This window comes from Neobacillus novalis NBRC 102450, from assembly GCF_001591805.1.
Classification (GTDB): domain Bacteria; phylum Bacillota; class Bacilli; order Bacillales; family Cytobacillaceae; genus Neobacillus; species Neobacillus novalis.
The window spans coordinates 218,122-239,386 of record NZ_BCVP01000005.1; the positions used below are offsets into that span (position 1 = coordinate 218,122).

19 protein-coding genes are annotated in these 21,265 nt (G+C 42.5%); 3 read left to right on the top strand and 16 right to left on the bottom strand.

Annotation, left to right across the window (positions count from 1 at the left end; translation table 11 throughout):
• Positions 1-33: 33 nt before the first annotated feature.
• Positions 34-1,803 carry an N-acetylmuramoyl-L-alanine amidase family protein gene (locus tag BANVL01_RS04460; RefSeq protein ID WP_066090406.1) on the top strand — a complete coding sequence of 590 codons (1,770 nt, stop codon included), beginning with the start codon at positions 34-36 and terminating at the stop codon, positions 1,801-1,803.
• A gap of 48 nt (positions 1,804-1,851) precedes the next feature.
• Here the strand turns inward: BANVL01_RS04460 and dtd are convergent, their stop codons facing one another.
• From dtd to BANVL01_RS04490, 6 genes are all read right to left on the bottom strand, one after another.
• Positions 1,852-2,295, bottom strand: coding sequence for a D-aminoacyl-tRNA deacylase (dtd, locus tag BANVL01_RS04465; protein WP_066090409.1), 444 nt, complete (start codon positions 2,293-2,295; stop codon positions 1,852-1,854).
• An 11-nt stretch (positions 2,296-2,306) separates the two neighbouring features.
• A complete protein-coding gene (locus BANVL01_RS04470; RefSeq protein WP_066090412.1) occupies positions 2,307-4,502 on the bottom strand; it encodes a RelA/SpoT family protein in 2,196 nt (731 codons plus the stop codon).
• 213 nt (positions 4,503-4,715) lie between these two features.
• On the bottom strand, positions 4,716-5,228 hold the full coding sequence (locus tag BANVL01_RS04475) for an adenine phosphoribosyltransferase (RefSeq protein ID WP_066090416.1): 513 nt from the start codon (positions 5,226-5,228) through the stop codon (positions 4,716-4,718).
• Positions 5,219-7,582, bottom strand: coding sequence for a single-stranded-DNA-specific exonuclease RecJ (gene recJ / locus BANVL01_RS04480; RefSeq protein ID WP_066090419.1), 2,364 nt, complete (start codon positions 7,580-7,582; stop codon positions 5,219-5,221). Before recJ ends, BANVL01_RS04475 begins: the two co-directional genes overlap by 10 nt.
• Positions 7,583-7,783: 201 nt before the next feature.
• Positions 7,784-10,045 carry a protein translocase subunit SecDF gene (gene secDF, locus BANVL01_RS04485; RefSeq protein WP_066090422.1) on the bottom strand — a complete coding sequence of 754 codons (2,262 nt, stop codon included), beginning with the start codon at positions 10,043-10,045 and terminating at the stop codon, positions 7,784-7,786.
• Between the two features lie 117 nt (positions 10,046-10,162).
• The gene (locus BANVL01_RS04490; RefSeq protein WP_066090425.1) at positions 10,163-10,459 is read right to left on the bottom strand and encodes a post-transcriptional regulator; all 297 of its coding nucleotides are present in this window, start codon (positions 10,457-10,459) and stop codon (positions 10,163-10,165) included.
• Positions 10,460-10,582: 123 nt separating this feature from the next.
• Between BANVL01_RS04490 and spoVB the strand changes: the two genes are divergently transcribed.
• Complete coding sequence (gene spoVB / locus BANVL01_RS04495; protein WP_066090428.1) at positions 10,583-12,127, top strand: stage V sporulation protein B; 1,545 nt, start codon at positions 10,583-10,585, stop codon at positions 12,125-12,127.
• A 197-nt stretch (positions 12,128-12,324) separates the two neighbouring features.
• Here the strand turns inward: spoVB and BANVL01_RS04500 are convergent, their stop codons facing one another.
• On the bottom strand, positions 12,325-12,990 hold the full coding sequence (locus BANVL01_RS04500; protein WP_066090431.1) for a DUF421 domain-containing protein: 666 nt from the start codon (positions 12,988-12,990) through the stop codon (positions 12,325-12,327).
• A 191-nt stretch (positions 12,991-13,181) separates the two neighbouring features.
• Here BANVL01_RS04500 and BANVL01_RS04505 point away from each other — a divergent pair, with 191 nt between their 5' ends.
• Positions 13,182-13,595 carry a TIGR04086 family membrane protein gene (locus BANVL01_RS04505; protein ID WP_066090433.1) on the top strand — a complete coding sequence of 138 codons (414 nt, stop codon included), beginning with the start codon at positions 13,182-13,184 and terminating at the stop codon, positions 13,593-13,595.
• 37 nt (positions 13,596-13,632) lie between these two features.
• Here the strand turns inward: BANVL01_RS04505 and yajC are convergent, their stop codons facing one another.
• From yajC to BANVL01_RS04550, 9 genes are all read right to left on the bottom strand, one after another.
• Entirely contained in the window at positions 13,633-13,923 is a 291-nt protein-coding gene (yajC, locus tag BANVL01_RS04510; RefSeq protein WP_066090436.1) for a preprotein translocase subunit YajC, read from the bottom strand.
• A gap of 30 nt (positions 13,924-13,953) precedes the next feature.
• Entirely contained in the window at positions 13,954-15,093 is a 1,140-nt protein-coding gene (gene tgt / locus BANVL01_RS04515) for a tRNA guanosine(34) transglycosylase Tgt (protein ID WP_066090439.1), read from the bottom strand.
• Positions 15,094-15,152: 59 nt separating this feature from the next.
• Positions 15,153-16,181, bottom strand: a complete 1,029-nt coding sequence (gene queA, locus BANVL01_RS04520; RefSeq protein ID WP_066090442.1) for a tRNA preQ1(34) S-adenosylmethionine ribosyltransferase-isomerase QueA — start codon at positions 16,179-16,181, stop codon at positions 15,153-15,155.
• Between the two features lie 33 nt (positions 16,182-16,214).
• Positions 16,215-17,216, bottom strand: a complete 1,002-nt coding sequence (gene ruvB, locus BANVL01_RS04525; protein ID WP_066090445.1) for a Holliday junction branch migration DNA helicase RuvB — start codon at positions 17,214-17,216, stop codon at positions 16,215-16,217.
• Positions 17,217-17,226: 10 nt separating this feature from the next.
• The gene (ruvA, locus tag BANVL01_RS04530; RefSeq protein WP_066090448.1) at positions 17,227-17,838 is read right to left on the bottom strand and encodes a Holliday junction branch migration protein RuvA; all 612 of its coding nucleotides are present in this window, start codon (positions 17,836-17,838) and stop codon (positions 17,227-17,229) included.
• A 246-nt stretch (positions 17,839-18,084) separates the two neighbouring features.
• Positions 18,085-18,639 carry an intercompartmental signaling factor BofC gene (locus BANVL01_RS04535; protein WP_066090451.1) on the bottom strand — a complete coding sequence of 185 codons (555 nt, stop codon included), beginning with the start codon at positions 18,637-18,639 and terminating at the stop codon, positions 18,085-18,087.
• 131 nt (positions 18,640-18,770) lie between these two features.
• On the bottom strand, positions 18,771-19,466 hold the full coding sequence (locus BANVL01_RS04540) for a YhcN/YlaJ family sporulation lipoprotein (protein WP_066090454.1): 696 nt from the start codon (positions 19,464-19,466) through the stop codon (positions 18,771-18,773).
• A 106-nt stretch (positions 19,467-19,572) separates the two neighbouring features.
• Entirely contained in the window at positions 19,573-20,562 is a 990-nt protein-coding gene (locus BANVL01_RS04545) for an aminoglycoside phosphotransferase family protein (protein ID WP_066090457.1), read from the bottom strand.
• A partial coding sequence (locus tag BANVL01_RS04550; RefSeq protein WP_439951337.1) for a polyadenylate binding domain-containing protein occupies positions 20,549-21,265 on the bottom strand: 717 nt, incomplete at its 5' end. The genes BANVL01_RS04550 and BANVL01_RS04545, both read right to left, overlap by 14 nt.

Consider the following 21,265-nt stretch of genomic DNA (forward strand, 5'->3'; position numbering starts at 1 on the left):
CTGGAGCTGGACAAACAGCAAAGGAGGGTGTCGATGTTCAAAAAATTCAACCTGCTGCTAGTAAGCATCATTCTTATTTTCGGGGCCTTCCTGCCGCAGGGGAAAAGTATCGCTGCAACCGGTTCTATAACCATTTCCACTGATACTGTCAATGTTCGCGGCGGCCCAGGCTTAAGCTATCCCCTTATAAAAGTAGCAAAACGGGGCGAAAAGTATTCAATTGTATCAGAAAAAGATGATTGGATTGAAATTCAATTATCATTTGGAAAAACGGGTTGGGTCGTCAATTGGCTTGTCTCAAAAGAAAATGCGGCGAAAACAGCCAGTACCGCCCAGGCTTCGGGTTCAAAAAGCACAAGCGCCGCTGCCAAAACAGATCAATTACGGGTTCGTTCGGGACCTGGGACAAGCTTTCCGATCGCCGGGTTCTTGAATAAAGGTCAGCAAGTAACGGTACTTGACCAAAATGAAAACTGGTGTAAAATCAGCTCAGCATCCACTGAAGGCTGGGTTGCAAGAGATTTTTTAGAGTATAAAACCGTTAAGCAGGAAAATACTCCAGCACCTCCGCCTGCGAAGACCGCAAGCAGCGGCGTGGTGAATGGTGATACCTTAAACGTTCGCAAAGAGCCGTCTTCTTCAAGCACGTTGGTTGGAAAATTAACAAAAGGCACGACTGTAACCATTTATTCGAAACAAAATAATTGGCTTGAGGTTGGTTTTTCCACACTAAGAGGCTGGGTTAGTGCGGAGTTTATTGACACATCTGCCTCAAGCCCAGCAAAGGACAACCCAAAGAAAGAATCGAGCGGCATGAATGGGACGGTAACTGCCGGCAGTCTTAGTGTCCGCCAAGGAGCATCATTGGATTCAAGCATCATTGGCACGGTATCACTGGGCCAAAGCTTTACTATTTTGGAAGAGTATAATAATTGGGCAAAAATAGAGTTTAAGTCTGGTAGTTTTGGCTGGGTTGCCGGCTGGTATCTTGAAAAGTCAGCAGTGAAAACCAATACTGGACAAGCTGTGAAGGAAAGCAAAGTAACCATTCTGCAAAATGGAACAAATATCCGCAAAGCGCCCAATGTTCAATCGGATGTTGTGGAGCTGGCTAACGAAGGAGATACCTTCTCAGTACAAAGTTTAGCGAATGACTGGTATGAAGTGAAACTGAAGAACGGTAAAACGGGCTTTGTTGCTGGCTGGATAGTTTCAACAAACGGCACGAAAGCGCAGATTGTCAAGTCAGGAGCAGAAGGTTATCTGAAAAATAAAACCATTGTACTCGACCCAGGACATGGCGGCGGGGATAACGGGGCTACAGGGGCAGCAGGAACATTAGAAAAGGAATTAACGCTGCGAACAGCTAAGCTTTTGTATGATAAATTAAGGTCTGCTGGAGCAAATGTCTATTTAACTAGAAATAATGATTCATTCCTACCGCTTCCATCCCGAGTAAATACTGCACATAGTTATCATGCTGATGCGTTTATCAGCCTGCATTATGACAGTAATTTAGATCGCAGTGTCCGTGGTATGACCGGCTATTATTATCATTCTTATCAAAAGTCACTTGCTGATACGCTTTATGCTTCAACTGTAGGGCAAACGAAATTGAAAAATCGCGGCGTCCGCTTTGGTGATTTCCATGTAATTCGTGAAAATAGCCAAAAGGCTGTCCTCATGGAACTTGGTTATTTGAGTAATTCTGAAGAAGAAATGACGTTAAAATCGAGCGGCTTCCAAGAAAGTGCCGCAACAGGATTGTATGATGGATTAGCAAGGTATTTTAAAAGTAATTGAATAAATATAAAAAGGCTCGGCACTAAATCTAAAGTGCCAAGCCTTTTATTATGCCTTACTTTCCACGATCAACGTCACTGGACCGTCATTGGTTAATTCAACATCCATCATGGCGCCGAACAGACCTGTTTCAACGCGAATACCTTTTTCACGCAGGAGCCGGTTAAAAGCTTCATAAAGTCCCACAGCTTGCTCTGGTCTAGCTGCCTCGATGAAACTTGGTCTTCTCCCCTTACGGCAATCGCCGTAAAGGGTAAATTGTGAAACGGAAAGAATTTCACCGCCGACATCCAATAATGACAAATTCATTTTTTCATCTGCATCTTCAAAGATCCGTAAATTAGCAATTTTATCAGCTAAGTAAGCCGCATCCTCTTCTTTGTCGTCATGGGTCACACCGACAAGCAGGACAAGCCCTTTGGTAATTTCACCTGTTACTTCACCGGCAACCGTTACCCGTGCGGCTTTGCTGCGTTGAACAACTACTCTCATACCAATACTCCTTAATTCATAATCCGGCGAACCGAATAAATATCCGGAATTTGTTTAATTCTTTCAACTACCCTTTGCAAATGGTTAACATTGTGAATTGCAATCGACATGCTAATCGTCGCCATTTTATTGCGGTCTGATTTACCGGTGACGGCAGAAATATTTGTTTTCGTCTCATTTACGGCTTGAAGCACTTCATTTAGCAGACCGCGGCGGTCATAGCCGCTGATTTCGATATCCACATTATATTCCTTCCGGTCATTTAAGGAAGATTCCCACTCGACCGGAATTAGCCTCGTTTGAGCATCATTCGAGTCAATGTTCGTACAATCAGAGCGGTGAACGGAGACGCCGCGGCCCTTGGTAATAAAGCCGACAATATCGTCGCCAGGAACAGGGTTACAGCATCTCGATAAGCGAATTAACAGATTGTCAATCCCTTGGACGCGGACGCCGGATTCCCGTTTCTTACTAGATGGAAATGTTTTTAAATCCGAAATCACATTGGTAATGCTCTCTGACTGTTCCTGGTCGCGTTTCTTGCGCCATTTCTCCGTTAACCGGTTCGCCACCTGCAAGGCCGTTACCCCGTTATAGCCAACGGCCGCATACATATCTTCTTCATTGGAAAAATTAAATTTTTCCGCAACCTTTTTCAGATTGTCTGATGTTAATATTTCTTTCAGCTCAAACTCCAGATTACGGATTTCTTTTTCAACTAGCTCTTTCCCTTTGACGACATTTTCATCACGGCGCTGCTTTTTAAAGAAGGCGCGAATCTTGTTTTTCGCCTGCGAAGTCTGTGCCAGCTTCAGCCAATCCTGACTTGGACCATAGGAATGTTTCGAGGTTAATATCTCAATAATATCCCCGGTCTTCAGTTGATAGTCGAGCGTCACCATTTTGCCGTTCACTTTGGCACCAATTGTTTTATTGCCTATTTCCGAGTGGATGCGATAGGCAAAATCGATTGGAACAGAACCAGAGGGCAGCTCAATGACATCGCCTTTTGGCGTAAACACAAACACCATATCGGAGAACAGGTCAATTTTCAATGACTCCATAAACTCTTCGGCATTGGCGGTATCATTTTGGAACTCAAGAATCTCCCTGAACCAGGTTAATTTTTGCTCAAAAGAAGAGCTGTCGCTGATGGCTTTGCCTTCTTTATAAGCCCAGTGCGCTGCAACCCCGAATTCGGCAATCTGGTGCATCTCATAGGTACGAATTTGCACCTCAAGCGGGTCGCCTTTCGGTCCAATCACGGTTGTATGCAGCGATTGATACATATTCGGCTTCGGCATCGCAATATAATCCTTAAAGCGGCCGGGCATCGGTTTCCAACAAGTGTGAATAATGCCAAGAACCGCGTAGCAATCTTTAATACTGTTGACTACAATCCTGACTGCAAGCAAATCATAGATTTCACTGAATTGTTTATTTTGTAAAACCATTTTTCGATAAATACTGTAAATATGCTTTGGACGGCCGGAAAGCTCTGCCTTAATGGAAACTTCGCCCATCCGCGCTTTGACTTCTTCGATGACATCCTCGAGATATTGCTCCCGTTCCGCCCGCTTCTTCTTCATTAAGTTAACAATCCGGTAGTATTGCTGCGGATTTAAATATCTTAATGCTGTATCTTCCAGCTCCCATTTAATCTTAGATATACCAAGACGATGTGCTAAAGGGGCAAAAATTTCAAGTGTCTCATTTGAAATTCGGCGCTGTTTCTCCACAGGAAGATGCTTCAGTGTTCGCATATTATGCAAACGGTCAGCAAGCTTAATCAGAATCACTCGAATATCCTGAGCCATGGCCACAAACATTTTTCGGTGGTTCTCAGCCTGCTGTTCCTCGTGAGATTTATATTTAATTTTCCCTAGTTTCGTTACCCCATCGACAAGCATCGCCACTTCGTCATTGAAAGCTTCCTCGATATCCTTTAAGGATACAATTGTATCTTCCACGACGTCGTGAAGAAAACCCGCAGCAACCGTTGCAGGATCCATCTCCAAGTCAGCTAGAATCCCTGCAACCTGGATGGGATGAATAATGTACGGCTCCCCCGATTTTCGATATTGTTCACGATGAGCATGTTTAGCGAATTCATACGCTTTTTTAACTAATTCAACATGCTCCTCATTTAAATAGGTCTTGGTCTTGTCGATGACTTGATCGGCTGTTAACACTTGATCATTCGCCATGAAATCACCTTTATTTTCGTCTCATTTTATTATTCAATGTTATTTTTAGAAATATTGTTACAAAATTAGAATGATTGTTTCTATTATCGAAAAAAATAGCGAAGATGTAAAGAGATTGTGAAGTATTTTATGAAAAATATCGAGATGTGTCGAAAATTATTTTTATATTATATAAAGAGAGCACCCTCATCTGAGTGCCCTCTAGCTCATTTTTTAATAGTGCATAAGTGTTAAAATATCATAGCCGTCAAGCTTTTTCCGGCCATCTAAATAGCTTAACTCAACTAAGAAAGCGATACCAGCAACTACTCCGCCGAGCTCTTCCACTAATTGAATCGTCGCTTCAATTGTACCGCCGGTTGCTAACAAATCATCCGTTATTAACACGCGTTGTCCAGGTTTAATTGCATCCCTATGAATCGTCAGTACATCTTTTCCGTATTCCAGGCCATAGCCTACTTTAATCGTTTCACGCGGCAGTTTGCCCTCTTTACGGACTGGGGCAAAGCCTACTCCCAGCGAATAAGCAACGGGACATCCAATTATAAAGCCACGAGCTTCAGGTCCTACAATGATATCAATTTGTTTCTCTTTTGCATAAGAAACGATTTGGTCAGTTGCATATTTATATGCTTCACCATCATTCATTAATGGGGTAATATCTTTAAATTTAATTCCTGGCTTTGGCCAATCGGGTACGATGGTAATAAATTGCTTTAAATCCATTCTGTTATTGCCTCCTCAGTTTCTACCGACTCTTGGATAATTTGATCGAACCAGCCCTTTAAATCTTGGAAGGACGAAAACAATAAATCCCGTTCAAGAGCATATTGCTTCTGCTTAGTTTGATAAGTCCTAGAGTCACTTAAATCACGCTTTTGCGCGCCGGTTTTTAAAGAAATAAATCCATTGTTTATTGTAACAAAATCCAGTTCAGAAAACACCTTTGACATAAAGTTTATCGTTTCCTGTGACCAGCCGCGATGTTTGGCGATATCTTCGCCATATCGCTTAAGATCAATTGGACCTTTCTTTACTAAAAAGGCATAGAACCATTTAAAATGGTCACGGGTTGGAATCGTGCTGAAGAAATCACTGGATTGCTTATAAAAATACGCATACACCCTTGCCGGCTGTTTCCCTTTTAATAAAACCTCAAGAATCTCTTTTGAGGGCGGGAAGTCAACTAAGACGATATTTGCCTGGTTACAATTGAGAGCTTTTGCTTCTTCGATATCTTGAACATGAATCGTCTCAGGCATCAATTCAGGGCTCATTTTTTCTAGATGTTCCTTATTAAAAATAATGAATTTCCTGTTTTCAGCAGGTACGGACCCGGCAATGGTGCTTATTCGCTTTTGCCCGCGATAGTCAAATAACTGCCAAGAATTCACCGCGATATCGCGAATGAAAATTTGTGGTTTACGTATATTGTTCCATTCATTAATAGATAATTCTCCAATGAATGAAATTTTTGAAGCAGGTGAAATTTGGTCAACTAAAGATCCTAACCCAAAACCTACTCCATCAAGATTGGCATCAGCTTCATTCACTAACACCTTTAAATGGTTTTGTTCACTGCCAATTTTTCTCATACTGGCAATAGCAGCATTATTTATTAAAACTTTTGGTTTAGGGTTGTCCATTCCAAAAGGAGAAAGCAGACTCATTTCTTCGACTGTCGATAAACTAATGTCTTCTAGACGGATTTCCTCATCCAGATAGGTTACGGGGACAAAATCCGCTTCCGTTAACTGCTCCTCAGCAAGGCTATTTAATCTTGTGCGGAGCTCAGCAACATCCTCTAATTTCAAGGTCATTCCTGCAGCCATCGGATGGCCGCCAAAGTGAGGAAGAATCTCACGGCAGGTCGATAAATTTTTAAACAGGTCAAAGCCGGCAATGCTCCGGGCAGATCCCTTTGCGACCCCTTTATCCGGGTCAAAATTTAACACAATCGTTGGCCGGTAGTACTTATCTACAAGCCTTGAGGCGACGATGCCAATGACACCGGCATTCCAGCCTTCTCTACCGATGACGAGAACCTTATTGGACGGAGTTGAATAATTTGTTTCCACCTCTTCAATTGCTTCAGCGGTAATCGCATTAACAATCGCTTGCCTTGTCTTATTTAACGCATCCATTTCTTCCGCTAAATGCTGTGCTTCCTCCGGGTCTCTAGTGAGGATAAGCTGAACTGCGAGGTCTGCATCTTCTAAGCGGCCCACGGCGTTAATCCTTGGTGCAAGTGTAAATCCAATGGTTTCTTCATTTATTGACAGCGGATCGACCCCAGCCAATTTTAAAATCGCTTTAAGGCCAATATTTTTCGTAGCCTTTAACTTTTCAAGCCCTTTTTTCGCAATCAGCCGATTTTCACCTTTTAATGAAACTAAATCGGCAATCGTTCCAATGACGGCAATTTCAAGTAAATGCTCAGGAACTTCACCATAAAGGGCATGGGCGAGTTTAAAGGCAACTCCCACTCCTGCTAGTTCCCGAAATGGATAATGGCTATCAGGAAGCTTTGGGTGAATAATCGCAAGTGCTTCTGGTAAGACCGGCCCCGGTTCATGGTGGTCGGTAATAATTAGGTCAATTCCGATATCTTTTGCCACTGCTGCTTCGTGGAGAGCAGATATTCCAGTATCAACAGTAATAATTAACTTTATTCCATTTTCCGCCGCTTGACGGAAGGCTGATTCATTCGGCCCATACCCTTCAGTAAAGCGATTAGGGATGTAGAATTGTACATTTGCTCCCAGGTCACGAAGGGTAATCATCAACACCGATGTACTGCTTACACCGTCAGCGTCATAATCACCAAAAATAAGGATGGATTCTTGTTTATCAATTGCCTCTCGAATTCTGTTAACTGCAATATCCATCCCTTTTAATAGGTAAGGGTCATGAAATTCATCCTTGCCAAATAAAAAATACCGTGCAGATTCTAGGCTGTCTAAGCCACGGTTGACAAGCAGCGACGCAACTAGAGGTGTAATTTTCAATTCATCTGCTAGCAGCTTTACTAGATTATGATCAGAACTGCGAACAATCCATCTTGATTTTGACTTTAACATTTGCTTGTTCACCCCTCAGACTTTCTTATTATACAGGAGCGTTAAAAAGCTTTCAATATAGAAAACTCGCCGATTGGCGAGCCGATTGGCGAGCCGTTAGGCGGTTCATGAGGCGTAGTTGCACTTATGCCTGATCGGAAAGTATTACTTTCCGATCGGCGAAAAAGAAAAACCGCAGAGCTTCTGCGGTTTTTCAAAAAATTACACTTGTGGTTGATCTGAATATTTCTTTTTAACCTTTTCTGTTTTAATAACTCCCTTTTTCTTTAGCTCTCTACATTTCATAACAAACCATAGTGAACTTGCGATAAAAAGGGAAGAGTATACACCGACAATTAATCCTACAAACAAGGCGATAGAGAAATTGCGTATTGACGCACTTCCGAAAATCATTAAGCTTGCAGTAGCAATTAATACGGTTAAAACAGTGTTGATCGAACGCGTTAATGTTTGACGGATACTAACATTTACAACGTCAGCAATCTCCTGAACGGTTTTGAGACGCTTTTTCTTATGCAGGTTTTCACGAATCCGGTCAAAGGTTACGATTGTATCGTGGTTCGAATAACCAACAATTGTTAAAATAGCAGCAATAAAGGTTAAATCGACTTCAAGTCTTGTAAGACTGAAGAAAGCAACGATAAAAAACGCATCGTGAAGCAAGGAAATAACGGCCGCAATCGCCATATACAATTCAAATCGAATCGTAACGTAGAGAATTATTCCTATCGATGCAATCAAAACGGCGTAAAAGGCATTTTTCGCCAGCTCTTTCCCAACTTCGGACGAAACAGTGCTGACATTCGGCTCTGAGCCGAATTCCTTTTTAATCTCTGCTTTTAAATGGGCTATTTCATCTTTCGATAAAACACCAACCATTCGAGCGGCACCAATTTGATTTTTATCACCAGAAATAACGACATCATCCGTTTTTAAATGAAGCTTGTCAAAAGCATTTTCAACCTGTGTCGTTGTTAAAGGTGTTTTTGATTGAATTTCTACACGCGTTCCGCTTGAAAAATCAATTCCTAAGTTCATACGGAAAACCGAAAGTATGATTACTCCAGCAACTAGAAGTACACCTGAAAAAACGAAGAATTTATTTTTCATTTTAATAAAATCCAGCTTATCAAATCTGGTTGGAAGATCGATTGTATCAAAATTTTCAGCAATGTTATGAATTTTGGCCGGATTCACGCCAAACCAGCTAGGTTTCTTATTAAATAATCCACTGTGAACCCATAGTCCCAACATAAACCTCGAGCCGTAAACAGCGGTGAGAAAACTCATAAAGATACTCACGAGTAACATGGTAGCAAACCCTTTTACGGAGCTTGTCCCATAGAAAAATAATACAGCCGCAGTCAACATCGTTGTCAAGTTGGCATCAAGAATGGTCCGAAACGCATGGTTTTCACCAGCCTGGAATGCTGATTTAATCGATTTACCAACTTTTATCTCATCCTTGATCCGCTCGTAGGTAATGATATTCGCGTCAACTGCCATCCCAATCCCCAGAATAATCGCGGCAATTCCCGGCAGTGTTAAAACTCCATTCATCCAATCAAAAACCAATAGAATCAAGTAAATATAAAAACTTAACGCAACAACTGCAATGAATCCTGGAAAACGATAATAGAAAATCATAAACAAGAAAATGATGGCGACACCGATGATTCCTGCAAAAATCGTCTCATTTAATGCTTGCTCTCCAAATTTTGCACCGACAGAAGTAGAATACACTTCCGTAAGCTTGACTGGTAATGAACCAGCATTTAAAAGCGATGCCAAGGTATTTGCTTCTTTTGTTGTAAAACTGCCTACAATTGAAACCGTATTTTGATTAAATACTTGCTTTACAGTTGGAGCTGATATATATTTTGGATTTGGTTTTGCTGCCTCTGTTTTAAAGGAGTCTTTTCCTTCTACAAAATCCATCCAGATAACAAGGACATTTGGATTCGTGTTCATAATTTCTTCAGATACTTTGCGGAATTTATTCGCATCCTTTAATGTTAAAGAAACACTTGGTGCACCAGTTTCGTCAAAAGTCTGCTTTGCCCCGCCTTGTTTTAAGTCTGTGCCGTCCATCATTGGACGGTCATTTGCATCGCGGAAGGATAAATTTGCCTGGGTAGACAAAATCTCACGAGCTTCGTTTTGGTCAGTAACCCCCGCAAGCTGAACGCGGATTCGGTTTGTTCCTTCAATTTGAATACTCGGTTCACTTACCCCTAGGACGTTGATCCGTCTGTCGAGCGCTTGAGCTGTACTAGCTAAAACGTCTTTATCAATCTTTTGTCCCTTTTTCGCCGGCTCAACCTCGTACAAAACCTCAAATCCGCCTTGTAGGTCAAGTCCTAGCTTAATGTTGTTTACAACGTTCTTTGCTGTTGCTCCCGCTGTGCTTCCGATAATGAGAACCAGAAGAAAGAAAGCAATAATTCTGCTGCGCTTTACCATTATGTAATGTTCCTCCTTAGTGCCTGTGCCTTAGCACTTTTACGTCCAAATAATTAAAAAGTCACTGCTACTATTATGGAATAAGTTAGAAATGCTGTCAATTTGAAAATGGCGGGATTATTTCAATAACTCTTTCAATTCATTTTCATCATCAAATGAGAATTCAGCCGTTTTATATGTCTCAATGGCTGCGAAGCTGAGATAATCACTTACCTTAACAGAGAGAATTGCTTGGATAATTTCGTGCAGCATTAATTCATCCTTTACCTTCTTCCACTTTTTCTTAATTAAGAAATCCCAAAGCTCTTGTTCCGTTACCGAATTGTAACCGAGTAAGCGAAACTCTGAAAGTTTACTTGCTATTGCCGGCTGTACCTGGGTACGAAAATAATCGTATCTGTGGCTATTATCCATTCACTCTGCCCCCTAAAGTTACTTGCATTCAAAAAGGTCTTACTACTTGTCATGCTTTGTCCACCACGTTGCATATAGTTAATTGTATATGAATTCTTCTTTTTTGAGAAGGTGGGAATTAGCATGTCGAAGTTTTTAAAGGGGACTTTTATCCTATTAATTGCCGGATTCATTACCAGGGTGCTCGGTTTTATTTATCGGATTGTCTTAGCGCGGAGCATTGGCGAAGAAGGCGTGGGCTTATACATGATGGCGTATCCCACCTTTATTCTTGTCGTAACCATTACACAGCTGGGTCTTCCGGTGGCGATTTCAAAAAATATTGCCGAGGCTGAGGCAAGAGGTGATTATCCTGAAATAAAAAAAATCCTTGTTGTTTCCCTGGCCACTACGATTAGCTTATCGATCATTCTTACACCGGCCATCATCCTGCTGGCACCCATTCTAGCAACGACACTGTTCACTGACCCAAGGACCTATTATCCGTTAATTGCGATTGCTCCGGCTATTCCAATTATCGCCGTTTCTTCTGTGTTACGAGGTTACTTTCAAGGAAGACAAAATATGCGGCCCTCAGCCGTTTCGCAGATTTTAGAGCAGGTTGTCAGAATTACCTTAATTGCCGTGATGACAAAAGCATTTCTTCCCTATGGCGTTCATTATGCGGCTGCGGCGGCAATGGCGGCATCCGTTTTAGGTGAACTAGTATCATTGGTCTACCTAATGACGACCTTCAAATTGAAAAAGCGTTTTCCGCTTAGAAAGAATTTTTTCCAATTTGCTCAAAAAGGAAAGCAGACGTTTCACGATTTAATGGAAATTGCTTTACCGACCATGGGAAGCAGAATGATTGGTTCTGTCGCCTGGTTTTTTGAACCAATCGTCGTTGCCCACAGCTTAGCTCTAGCAGGTGTTTTAGCGGTGAACGGGACTAAACTATATGGGTTGTTGACCGGCTACGCGATGCCGCTGTTAATGCTCCCATCCTTTGTCACCTTTTCATTAGCAACATCATTGGTTCCTGCCATCAGCGAGGCCAATTCCCGCAATAACCATAAATTAATCGGCTATCGGCTCCAGCAGGCGTTAAGATTAACGTTTTTAACCGGCGGGCTTGCCGTCATTGTCCTCTATGTATTGGCCGACCCACTCATGCAGTTAATGTATGGCTCAACGAAAGGGTCCTACTTTATTCGGTTAATGGCGCCGTTCTTCTTGTTTTATTACTACCAGGGTCCACTACAGGCTGTTCTCCAGGCGTTAAATCTCGCCAGAGCGGCGATGATCAATAGTCTTATTGGCGCCGTTGTCAAAACAGCTGTGATCTTTTTCCTTGCCTCACAGGCTTCCTTCGGCATTACGGGGGCAGCTCTCGGAATTATTGTCGGCTTTGTGTTAGTAACGGTTCTTCACTTTGCCACTGTTTTGAAGAAGGTTACCTTTCCATTTTACATTCGCGATTATTTAAAAGGTTTTCTCGTCATGGGTGCCTCCGGCTGGTTAGGATATTGGTTATTTGAGAATATCCTCTTAAGTGAGCATTTGCTGCTAAGGATGCTATGCTCGATCACTGGCATGGGGATTTCCTATATTGTCATGCTCCTGCTATTCGGACTGATTAAAAAGGATGAACTCCACCGGATTCCGTGGATTGGGAAGTTATTATAAGAAAAGCGTAAGCGCCCTGGTCAGCGGCGTATGGCCTGGAGCGCTCCAACTGAGATAAAGGAAACACGAAGAGCGGAGCGATTCGATGTTGACTTATCGTAGGGCGGAGAGCGAAGGACACTAGCCGCTAGGGCGCTGGAGCTGGACAATTCTCAAAGTCAAAGATTCATACAAGTTTTTTCGGCGTGTCTCTTCCTTCAATCATGGGTATCAATGAAAAATTTGCCGTTTTCATAACTGCAAAAGGAAATTTTCTTAATGTCACGATAACCCTTTTTTTTAAGTTCTTGGCGGAGCCATAGATTGGTTTTGTTTATCCTTTTTAAATTTTCTTCCTCAATCGTTCCATCCATAATGAGCGGGATGGTAATATCACCATTATTAGCAGGAGTCTTAGGTTGGTACGGGTCGTCAATTTTTTCTAATACAGATAGTTTGCCCGAGGTTTCTAAAATGGCAAATTCAACATCTCCAATACTTCTAATGTCCTTTTCTCTTAATTGTGACATTAAATCATCAAAATTATAGCGGAGCTTTTTCATTGCGTCCTCGTCAATTTTTCCTCGATTGATGATGATACTTGGCTGCCCATCAACAAGATTACGAAATTTTTTATTTTTCAGCGAAATGATCGCGAGCGTGATTTGAATACACATCAAGAGAACCATCGGTACCACCGTATGTAATAGCGGGTCCTTCGTATCCTCAATTGCAATAACAGCCATCTCACCTATCATGATGAAAACGACTAGGTCAAGGACGCTTAATTCGCCAATTTCCCGCTTCCCCATGATCCTGAAAATGACTAGCATCAGTAAATATAACAATACGGTTCGAAAAATAATATTCAAATAAACATCCACTTACTAATCGCCCCTTTTTATCCATTCAGTACTATTGTCCGCTAGTTTTCGGCGAATCATTCGTTTTCTTTTGTAAAAAGCAGACAAAATTTCATTCTACTTTTCTCTTCTCACGAATACGCTTGTACTAGGAAAGAATTTTGTATCTACGGCCTGGCCTGGTAGAGGAAAGAGGAAAACGGCCTGGGAGGATGCTAAAGGGGGGAGTTAAAATCGAATCAAAAAGCTTTGGTACATCTATTTTGTACGGATTAATTTTTATCTTTGCATTTGCTGTGCTTTGCAGCCTGATATTTGCATTTATACTAAGGTTTACGTCCGCCGGGGAGGGATCGCTTCAATATATCATAACGGCTTTATCATTTATCGCGCTATTTGGGGGCGGTTTTCTTTCCGGTGGCAAGCGCAAAGAAAAAGGCTGGCTTATTGGCGGAATAACTGGGCTTATTTACTCGCTAGTGGTTTTTTTATTTCAATACCTGGGCTATGATCGCTTGTTTGACACACAGCAAGTAATCTACCACACTTGCTATACCTTAATCGCGATGATGGGTGGAATTTTAGGGGTTAATATCGCAACGAATAATTCGCGGCGGTCGGCGTAAAAAAGAAAAGGAAGCCAATGGCTTCCTTTTTTATCTGTTACTTTGAAAGGCTTACGCTCTCTCCGCCTGCTTCCGTGACTTCACGAATTGCATTGCGGTCATAGGTAAGACGGCTTCCATCTCCACATTTAATTACAGCTTTATTATCATCGATAGAGTCGATAATACCATGTAATCCACCAATCGTGACGATTTTGTCACCCTTCTTCAAATCGTTTTGCATTTGTCGAACTGATTTTTGGCGTTTTTGCTGCGGGCGGATTAATAAGAAATAAAACAACACAAACATTAATATTAATGGACCAATTGTTCCAAGACTGCCTGCCATAACTGTTTCCCTCCTTTCAAAAAGTATCTATTAGAAATTTTTCGCGTTCGGTTTATTGAAGCCGTAACGTTCAAAAAATTCTTCGCGGAAATCACCAAGCCGGTCTTCCATGATGGCTTGTCTGACTTTCTCCATCAATCTTAACAGAAAATAGAGATTATGATAAGACGTTAATCGAATTCCGAATGTTTCGTCACACTTAATTAAGTGACGAATGTAAGCACGGCTATAATTTCGGCATGTATAGCAGTCACAATTTTCATCGATCGGGCCAAAATCCCTCGTAAATTGTGCATTCTTCACAACCAGCCGGCCCGTACTTGTCATCAAGGTACCGTTTCTGGCAATCCTTGTTGGCAGCACACAGTCAAACATATCAATTCCGCGGATCGAGCCGTCAATTAATGAATCCGGTGAACCTACCCCCATTAAATAGCGGGGTTTATTGGGCGGTAATAGCGGGGTCGTGTATTCAAGCATTCGATTCATGATGTCTTTTGGTTCGCCCACCGACAGGCCCCCGATTGCATATCCAGGGAAATCAAGAGATGTCAGGTCTCTTGCACTTTGTTTGCGGAGCTCTTCATATTCTCCCCCTTGGACGATGCCAAATAAACCTTGGTCTTCAGGGCGCGCGTGCGCATTTAAACAGCGTTCCGCCCATCTCGATGTCCGTTCAACTGACTTTTTCATATAATCGAATGTAGCCGGATATGGTGGACACTCATCAAAGGCCATCATAATATCCGAGCCAAGGGCATTCTGAATTTCCATCGCTTTCTCCGGCGATAAAAATAATTTCTCCCCGCTCATATGGTTGCGGAAATGAACCCCTTCTTCTTCAATTTTGCGGAATTCGCTTAAACTGAAGACCTGAAACCCGCCGGAATCCGTTAAGATTGCCCGGTCCCAGTTCATAAATTTATGAAGTCCGCCTGCTTCTTTAATGATTTCATGTCCGGGGCGGAGCCATAAATGGTAGGTATTGCTCAAAATAATCCCGGCGCCCATTTCTTTTAAATCTTCAGGGGACATCGTTTTCACAGTCGCCAGTGTTCCAACCGGCATAAAGGCAGGTGTATCAAAAGATCCGTGCGGTGTATGTACGCGGCCAAGCCGTGCCCCTGTTTGTTTACATGTTTTAATTAATTCATAACGAATTGCAGTCAAATTGTTGTCTCCTTCCTAATGCAAAACCTATATAGCTGTCCAAGCCACCATTTATAACCTTAGCTGATGAACATTGCATCGCCAAAGCTGAAAAACCGATAGCGCTCGGTAACAGCTGTATTGTAAGCATGCAAAATATTTTCTCTGCCGGCTAAGGCGCTGACGAGCATAATCAAGGTTGATTTTGGCAAATGAAAGTTGGTAATCATGCCATCGATTGCCTTAAACTCATAGCCTGGATAAATGAAAATATTAGTCCAGCCGCTTCCTTCGACAAATTGTCCCTCATTAGCGGAAGCAATGGTCTCCAGCGTTCTTGTTGAGGTCGTCCCAACGGTGATGATTCTGCCGCCATTATTTCTTACCTCGTTTAGGAGCCGGGCTGTCCCCTCCGTTACGATATAAAATTCCGAATGCATATCATGCTCCAACACATCATCAACATTTACAGGTCTGAACGTACCAAGGCCGACATGGAGGGTGATAAACGCAATATGGACACCTTTTTCTTTAATTTCAGCCAATAGTGCTTCTGTAAAATGAAGCCCTGCCGTCGGTGCTGCCGCGGACCCAGGTTCACGGGCAAACACCGTTTGGTATCGATCGCGGTCATCGAGCTGCTCTTTTATGTAGGGGGGCAGCGGCATTTCACCTAATTGATCAAGCACCTCGTAAAAAATCCCCTCGTATTTGAATTCAAACACCCTGCCGCCATGGTCAGAGGTTCCTGTGCAAACGGCAGTAAGCAGGCCGTCGCCAAAGTCAATTTCGGTCCCTACCTTCACCCGTTTGGCCGGCTTCACAAGGGTTTCCCATTGGTCACCTTCAAGCTGTTTCAGCAGCAGGACCTCTATTTTGGCCCCTGTATCAGGTTTGACGCCAAAAAGGCGTGCAGGCAATACCTTAGTGTCATTTAAGACAAGGCAATCCCCTTCACGCAAATACTCAGAAATATCTTTAAAAACTTCATGCTTGATTTCGCCTGTTTCTTTATTCAAGACCATCAATCGGCTGTCAGTCCGATTTTTTAACGGTACTTGGGCAATTAATTCTTCAGGCAAATGAAAATCAAATAAATCTACTTTCATATTATAACATCCTAATCTTTTTAAAATAACGAATCATTGGGCTGGCATCTCGATACCAAAATGGTCGTATACGGCTCCGGTGACCACTCGTCCCCGTGGTGTCCGTTGTAAAAAACCAATTTGTAATAAATACGGTTCATACACATCTTCAATCGTTTCCGATTCTTCACCGATGGATGCGGCAATCGTATCAAGACCAACGGGGCCGCCGCGGAATTTTTCAATAATGCCTTTTAACAGCTTGTGATCAATATGATCTAAACCAAGGCGGTCAACCTGAAGCAGTTCTAGAGCTTCCCTTGCGAGGGCAAGGTCAATTGTACCATTTCCTTTAACCTGAGCAAAGTCTCGCACCCTGCGGAGCAGACGATTGGCAATCCTCGGGGTCCCCCTTGCTCTCCGGGCAATTTCTGCGGCTGAAGCGTCGTCTATTTCGGTACCGAACAATTCAGCCGTTCTGATGACAATATTTTTTAACTGATCTTCCTTATAATACTCGAGACGGCTCAAAACTCCAAATCGGTCCCTGAGCGGCGCGGACAGCGAACCTGCCCGTGTAGTAGCACCGACAAGGGTAAATGGCGGCAGGTCGAGGCGGACGGACCTCGCACTCGGGCCTTTGCCAATCACGATATCAAGGCAAAAGTCCTCCATCGCCGGATATAGCACCTCTTCAATCGTCCGCGGCAGCCGGTGAATTTCGTCAATAAATAAAACGTCCCCCGGCTCTAATGCTGTTAAGATGGCAGCCAGATCACCCGGCCTTTCAATTGCCGGTCCTGAGGTTGTCCGGATATTCACTCCCATTTCGTTGGCGATAATAACCGCAAGTGTTGTCTTCCCCAATCCGGGCGGACCATATAGAAGAACATGATCTAACGTTTCCTTACGGAGACGGGCTGCCTTGATAAATATTTCTAGATTGCCCTTCACCTGATCCTGTCCAATGTATTGCTTTAAGGTTTGTGGTCTAAGACTTTGTTCAAAACTGAGATCGCTCTCGTTCACTTCACTCGAAATAATTCGTTCTTCCATGGAACATCACCTATTTTAAAAGCCTTTGCAGGGCTTTTTTAATGTATTGGTCTGTGGTCAGCTGTTCTTTTCTTAACTCTGGTGAAATCTTTTTTATTTCTTTTTCTGAATAGCCAAGAGCTTTCAGGGCAAGGATGGCTTCTTCTAGAGCCGTGTTATCTGTTTGTGTATGTAGTGGAAGTGTATCTGAATTAAATAAATTCGGGAAGTAGTCAGGAACGATATCCTGCAATTTTCCTTTTAGGTCAAGAATCATCTGCCTGGCTGTTTTTTTGCCGACGCCGGGAAATTTGATGAGGAAGCTTTCGTCTTCGTTTTCAATCGCTGTGACCACCTGCTGTACCTCACCGGAAGCAAGTATCGCTAGTGCCCCTTTCGGCCCGATGCCTGAAACATTTAATAATTTTGTGAAAAGCTTTTTCTCTTCTCTTGTTTCGAAGCCATATAAGGCGATTGTATCCTCGCGAACGTAATGATAAGTATAGATGGTAATCATTGTTTCCATTTTACTAGCAAAAATAAACGGATTTGGTGTTGATATTTGGTAACCAATCCCGTTGTTTTCAATCACAATATATTCCGGACCGACAAAATCGACGGTTCCTTTAATAAATTCGTACAATCGTATTCTCTCCCCTGGTTGGTTCACTGTCTTTCATTCTACCATACAAATTCATGTTAGTTGTAGAAAATAGCGGCTTGAGGAAAGGTCGAATTATTCAGTTAAGTAGATTCGCCGATTGAAGGTGAAAATTCGCCGATAGACTCCCGATATTCGCCGATAGACCGGAAGAAATACTAATATTCCTATATTCAAGCAAAAAAAAACAGGCTGATTTCACTTAATCAGTCTGTTTTTAGGAAATTTCTATTCTTTTTCTACTGAATAGGGCTTAAATGTTTCTAAAACTTGCACATATTGATCTTTCGACCTGATTGGGATGCCTTGGATCAGTTGTTCCTGTTTATTACTTTCCAGCCTTTTGATATCTATTTGAAAAAAGGATTGAATAATACGTGATTGATCGGGCCTGCCATTAAAAATCGTCAACACCCCATTTTCGGAAATACCAAAAAAGCCATTTGCTTTCAGTAATGGGGAAATATCGTCCACCTGTTTCCTAAAAACATAAGTCGATTCATCCGTACCGGTAAGCTGCCACTGGTCATACCTTGCCCAAAAATTCTCCATTGACCAGCATGTCTCATGGATTACTTCTTGACTGATTTCTCCATCGAGATAAACTCGTTCCAAAATCACCGTTATGTTTAGCGGTTCAACCTTTTGCTGTGATTGATGGCTATCCAGTTGGGCAGCGGAGCCTGTATTCACAATGAACGGTGCCCCGCCGATAAACATGAAGAGAATAACAGCGAATACAGGCATACATAACCGAGACATTGCTATCCAATAGAACTTCATGGCGCTCACCTCTTATTTGTTAAATATTGAACATCCTTTACAGTACTATTTTAGCCTTAATTTGCCTTTTTATCCGCAGGTGAATTAGGCAATTTAATAAGGGCAAAGCTTGGACGCTTTGCCCCTTTAGATTATCTTCCGCCTTTATTGCGCTGTATATGATTTTCTTTGTTGGCGTCGTTGCCAATGGCGCCTTCATCAATCATAACGTTGACCGTTTTCCCATCAGCATAAGGCTTCACTGCATTCTTAATCGCCCTTTTGGTAGCGGCTGCTTTGCGATTATCATTTAACTTCACCGCAACCATAATCGTATTTCCATAGGATACAGATCTAACATCGCTAACATTGTTAATGCTTGCTACTTTATCTCTAATTTTATTTGAAAAATCATCCTGGAATTTTGGGTCGGTCACTACCCCAGTATTTCGGATATTTTTATTCAAATGACCGTGATAATTCATATCACTCGTACTAAAACGATCATCCCGCTGAAAAAAATTACGATCTTTTGAAGCTAATGGCTTTGTTGGATTTATTGGATTCCCATTTTTGTCTCTTGTTTGCAGCCGCCTTCTTTTCTGTTCGTTTGAGAGCTTGTCCTCATCGCCAAGTGTATGGTCCATCATTTCCGTTATCGCACCATCATTATCTCGAAACAAATCATTTCCATTATTCGGGTGGTTTTCATTTGAATAATAACCAACCTGCCGTAACGAATTGTTAGTTGAGTTATTAACACCCGCACGATTATTGTCTTTGGCGCAGCCCGCTGTGCCCATTATGATTAGGGCCGAAAGAGGAATCATCCACTGTTTCTTGTTCAAGCGAAAAACCCCCTCATAAATAACTTCTGAGCATGGTTGATATGCTCAATTATAGGGTGTTATTTTCGAGGGGAATTCATTCTGCCAGAAATCACCAAAGCAATGTTTAGTTCAGCTGATTTATTAAATGGTCAATAAATTTTTTCCGCGTATAAAACTGGCCGATTGATAAATCCATGACCTGCCTAAATTTCACATCATCCGTATATGTTTTTTCGCGAATCATTCGATTCCATTCCCGAAATATATCAGCCGGAAAGGCGAGGGCGTATAAAAAAGCCTCAGCTTCCAAATATTTCTGCATTTGTTTGCTAGTCTTGAGCTTCTCAAATGACCAGTCAATATAGGGAAGTATCCGATTGGCATATTGTAAATAGTCCAATGCAGGAGTACCGATGCTGATTAAATCAAAATCAATTAAATGCAGCTTCCCTTGTTCATCCCGTAAAAAATTATGATGGGCCAAGTCACCATGAAGGATGACAAACGGTTTCTTTTTAAAATAGTCGCTATTTTTTTCCATTCCATCTAATGACCAATTAGCCCATGACGCCATTTCTGAGATAAACGGTTCATTAATAAAGTATCTGAGAAAGGGAAGATTAGTTGAGAAAATCGTAAACCGCTCTCTCCATTTTTCAATTAAATTTCCTTTTGGAAGTAATGTTCGGTACCGAGTTTCAAACGACGCTGTCGCCTTGTGGAATTGGTCAAGGAGTGCCATTCCTTCTTGCCGTTCGTTTTGAGTATGAAACGAAAAAGCGGTTTTATCGGGAGTAATATACTCCATACAGCCAAAATAGGTTCCTTCAAAAAACAGCTGAGCTCTCACCGGGGAAGCTAAATATTGATAGGTCTTATTAAACCCTTCTTTTCTCAGTGTGGCTGTAAAAGCCTCTTGGAGTTTTAGTCTGCGGTTCGTATGATACCCTTTCACAATATAAGTATTTTTAACGGTTTTTAGAAAAAAAACCGACTTTCGAATCGGGACCAGCTGAATTATTTTTTCATAAAACTGCGACTGAAAATAAGAGAAGAGACGATCGAGATAATCATCGTCTCCCTTTTGGTTCTTAGACGGGTTAATCGCTTTCATCACGGTAACCTGGCATACCGTAATTTGCTCCAGCCGGACTCATTCCATATGGATTCATATATGGAGGCTGTGCTGTATTTACAGGTCCTGTATATGGTGCACTGTAAATAGGCGGAGTTGGCGGGACAAAGTTTGCTGGTAATTCATTAGGACGTGCTCCAGCTGGCTGCATTTTGTCCATGGAAGGTCCTGGACCGCCGCAGCCGCAGTCACCCCCTGATCCAACTGGGAGGCTCTGTGCCTGCATGTATGGCGCCTGAGCCCTTGCTGCTGTTGCAGCTCCTTGTGAAGCTTCAAAGTCCGGTACTTGTGGTCCTGAACCACTCATTTGCGGGTAACCGTATGGTGTTCCCATCCCGTACGGATTTCCGTTTCTTCCTGTTGGCGTTTGACCTGCTGGCATTTGGCCGTAACCTGCTGGCATTTGGCCAAGGGACTCCGGCATTCCTCCGTAACCTGCTGGCGGCATCTGACCAAAGGATTCTGGCGTTCCTCCGTAACCCGCTGGCATTTGACCGTAGGCTCCTGGCATTCCTCCGTAACCTGCTGGCATCTGACCATAGGATCCTGACATTTCTCCATAACCCGCTGGCATTTGACCATAGGATCCTGGCGTTCCTCCGTAACCCGCTGGCATCTGACCATAGGATCCTGGCGTTCCTCCGTAACCCGCTGGCATTTGGCCATAGGCTCCCGGCATTTT

Excerpts from the sequence above, each read along its gene's own strand:
- secDF (WP_066090422.1), bottom strand. The coding sequence starts at position 10,045 with ATGGTAAAGCGCAGCAGAATTATTGCTTTCTTTCTTCTGGTTCTCATT.
- BANVL01_RS04475 (WP_066090416.1), bottom strand. The coding sequence starts at position 5,228 with ATGGATTTAAAGCAATTTATTACCATCGTACCCGATTGGCCAAAGCCA.
- ruvB (WP_066090445.1), bottom strand. The coding sequence starts at position 17,216 with ATGGAAGAACGAATTATTTCGAGTGAAGTGAACGAGAGCGATCTCAGT.
- BANVL01_RS04545 (WP_066090457.1), bottom strand. The coding sequence starts at position 20,562 with ATGAAAGCGATTAACCCGTCTAAGAACCAAAAGGGAGACGATGATTAT.
- BANVL01_RS04535 (WP_066090451.1), bottom strand. The coding sequence starts at position 18,639 with ATGAAGTTCTATTGGATAGCAATGTCTCGGTTATGTATGCCTGTATTC.
- dtd (WP_066090409.1), bottom strand. The coding sequence starts at position 2,295 with ATGAGAGTAGTTGTTCAACGCAGCAAAGCCGCACGGGTAACGGTTGCC.
- queA (WP_066090442.1), bottom strand. The coding sequence starts at position 16,181 with ATGAAAGTAGATTTATTTGATTTTCATTTGCCTGAAGAATTAATTGCC.
- yajC (WP_066090436.1), bottom strand. The coding sequence starts at position 13,923 with ATGGCAGGCAGTCTTGGAACAATTGGTCCATTAATATTAATGTTTGTG.
- BANVL01_RS04505 (WP_066090433.1), top strand. The coding sequence starts at position 13,182 with ATGCTAAAGGGGGGAGTTAAAATCGAATCAAAAAGCTTTGGTACATCT.
- BANVL01_RS04490 (WP_066090425.1), bottom strand. The coding sequence starts at position 10,459 with ATGGATAATAGCCACAGATACGATTATTTTCGTACCCAGGTACAGCCG.
- BANVL01_RS04460 (WP_066090406.1), top strand. The coding sequence starts at position 34 with ATGTTCAAAAAATTCAACCTGCTGCTAGTAAGCATCATTCTTATTTTC.
- recJ (WP_066090419.1), bottom strand. The coding sequence starts at position 7,582 with ATGTTAAAGTCAAAATCAAGATGGATTGTTCGCAGTTCTGATCATAAT.
- BANVL01_RS04470 (WP_066090412.1), bottom strand. The coding sequence starts at position 4,502 with ATGGCGAATGATCAAGTGTTAACAGCCGATCAAGTCATCGACAAGACC.
- spoVB (WP_066090428.1), top strand. The coding sequence starts at position 10,583 with ATGTCGAAGTTTTTAAAGGGGACTTTTATCCTATTAATTGCCGGATTC.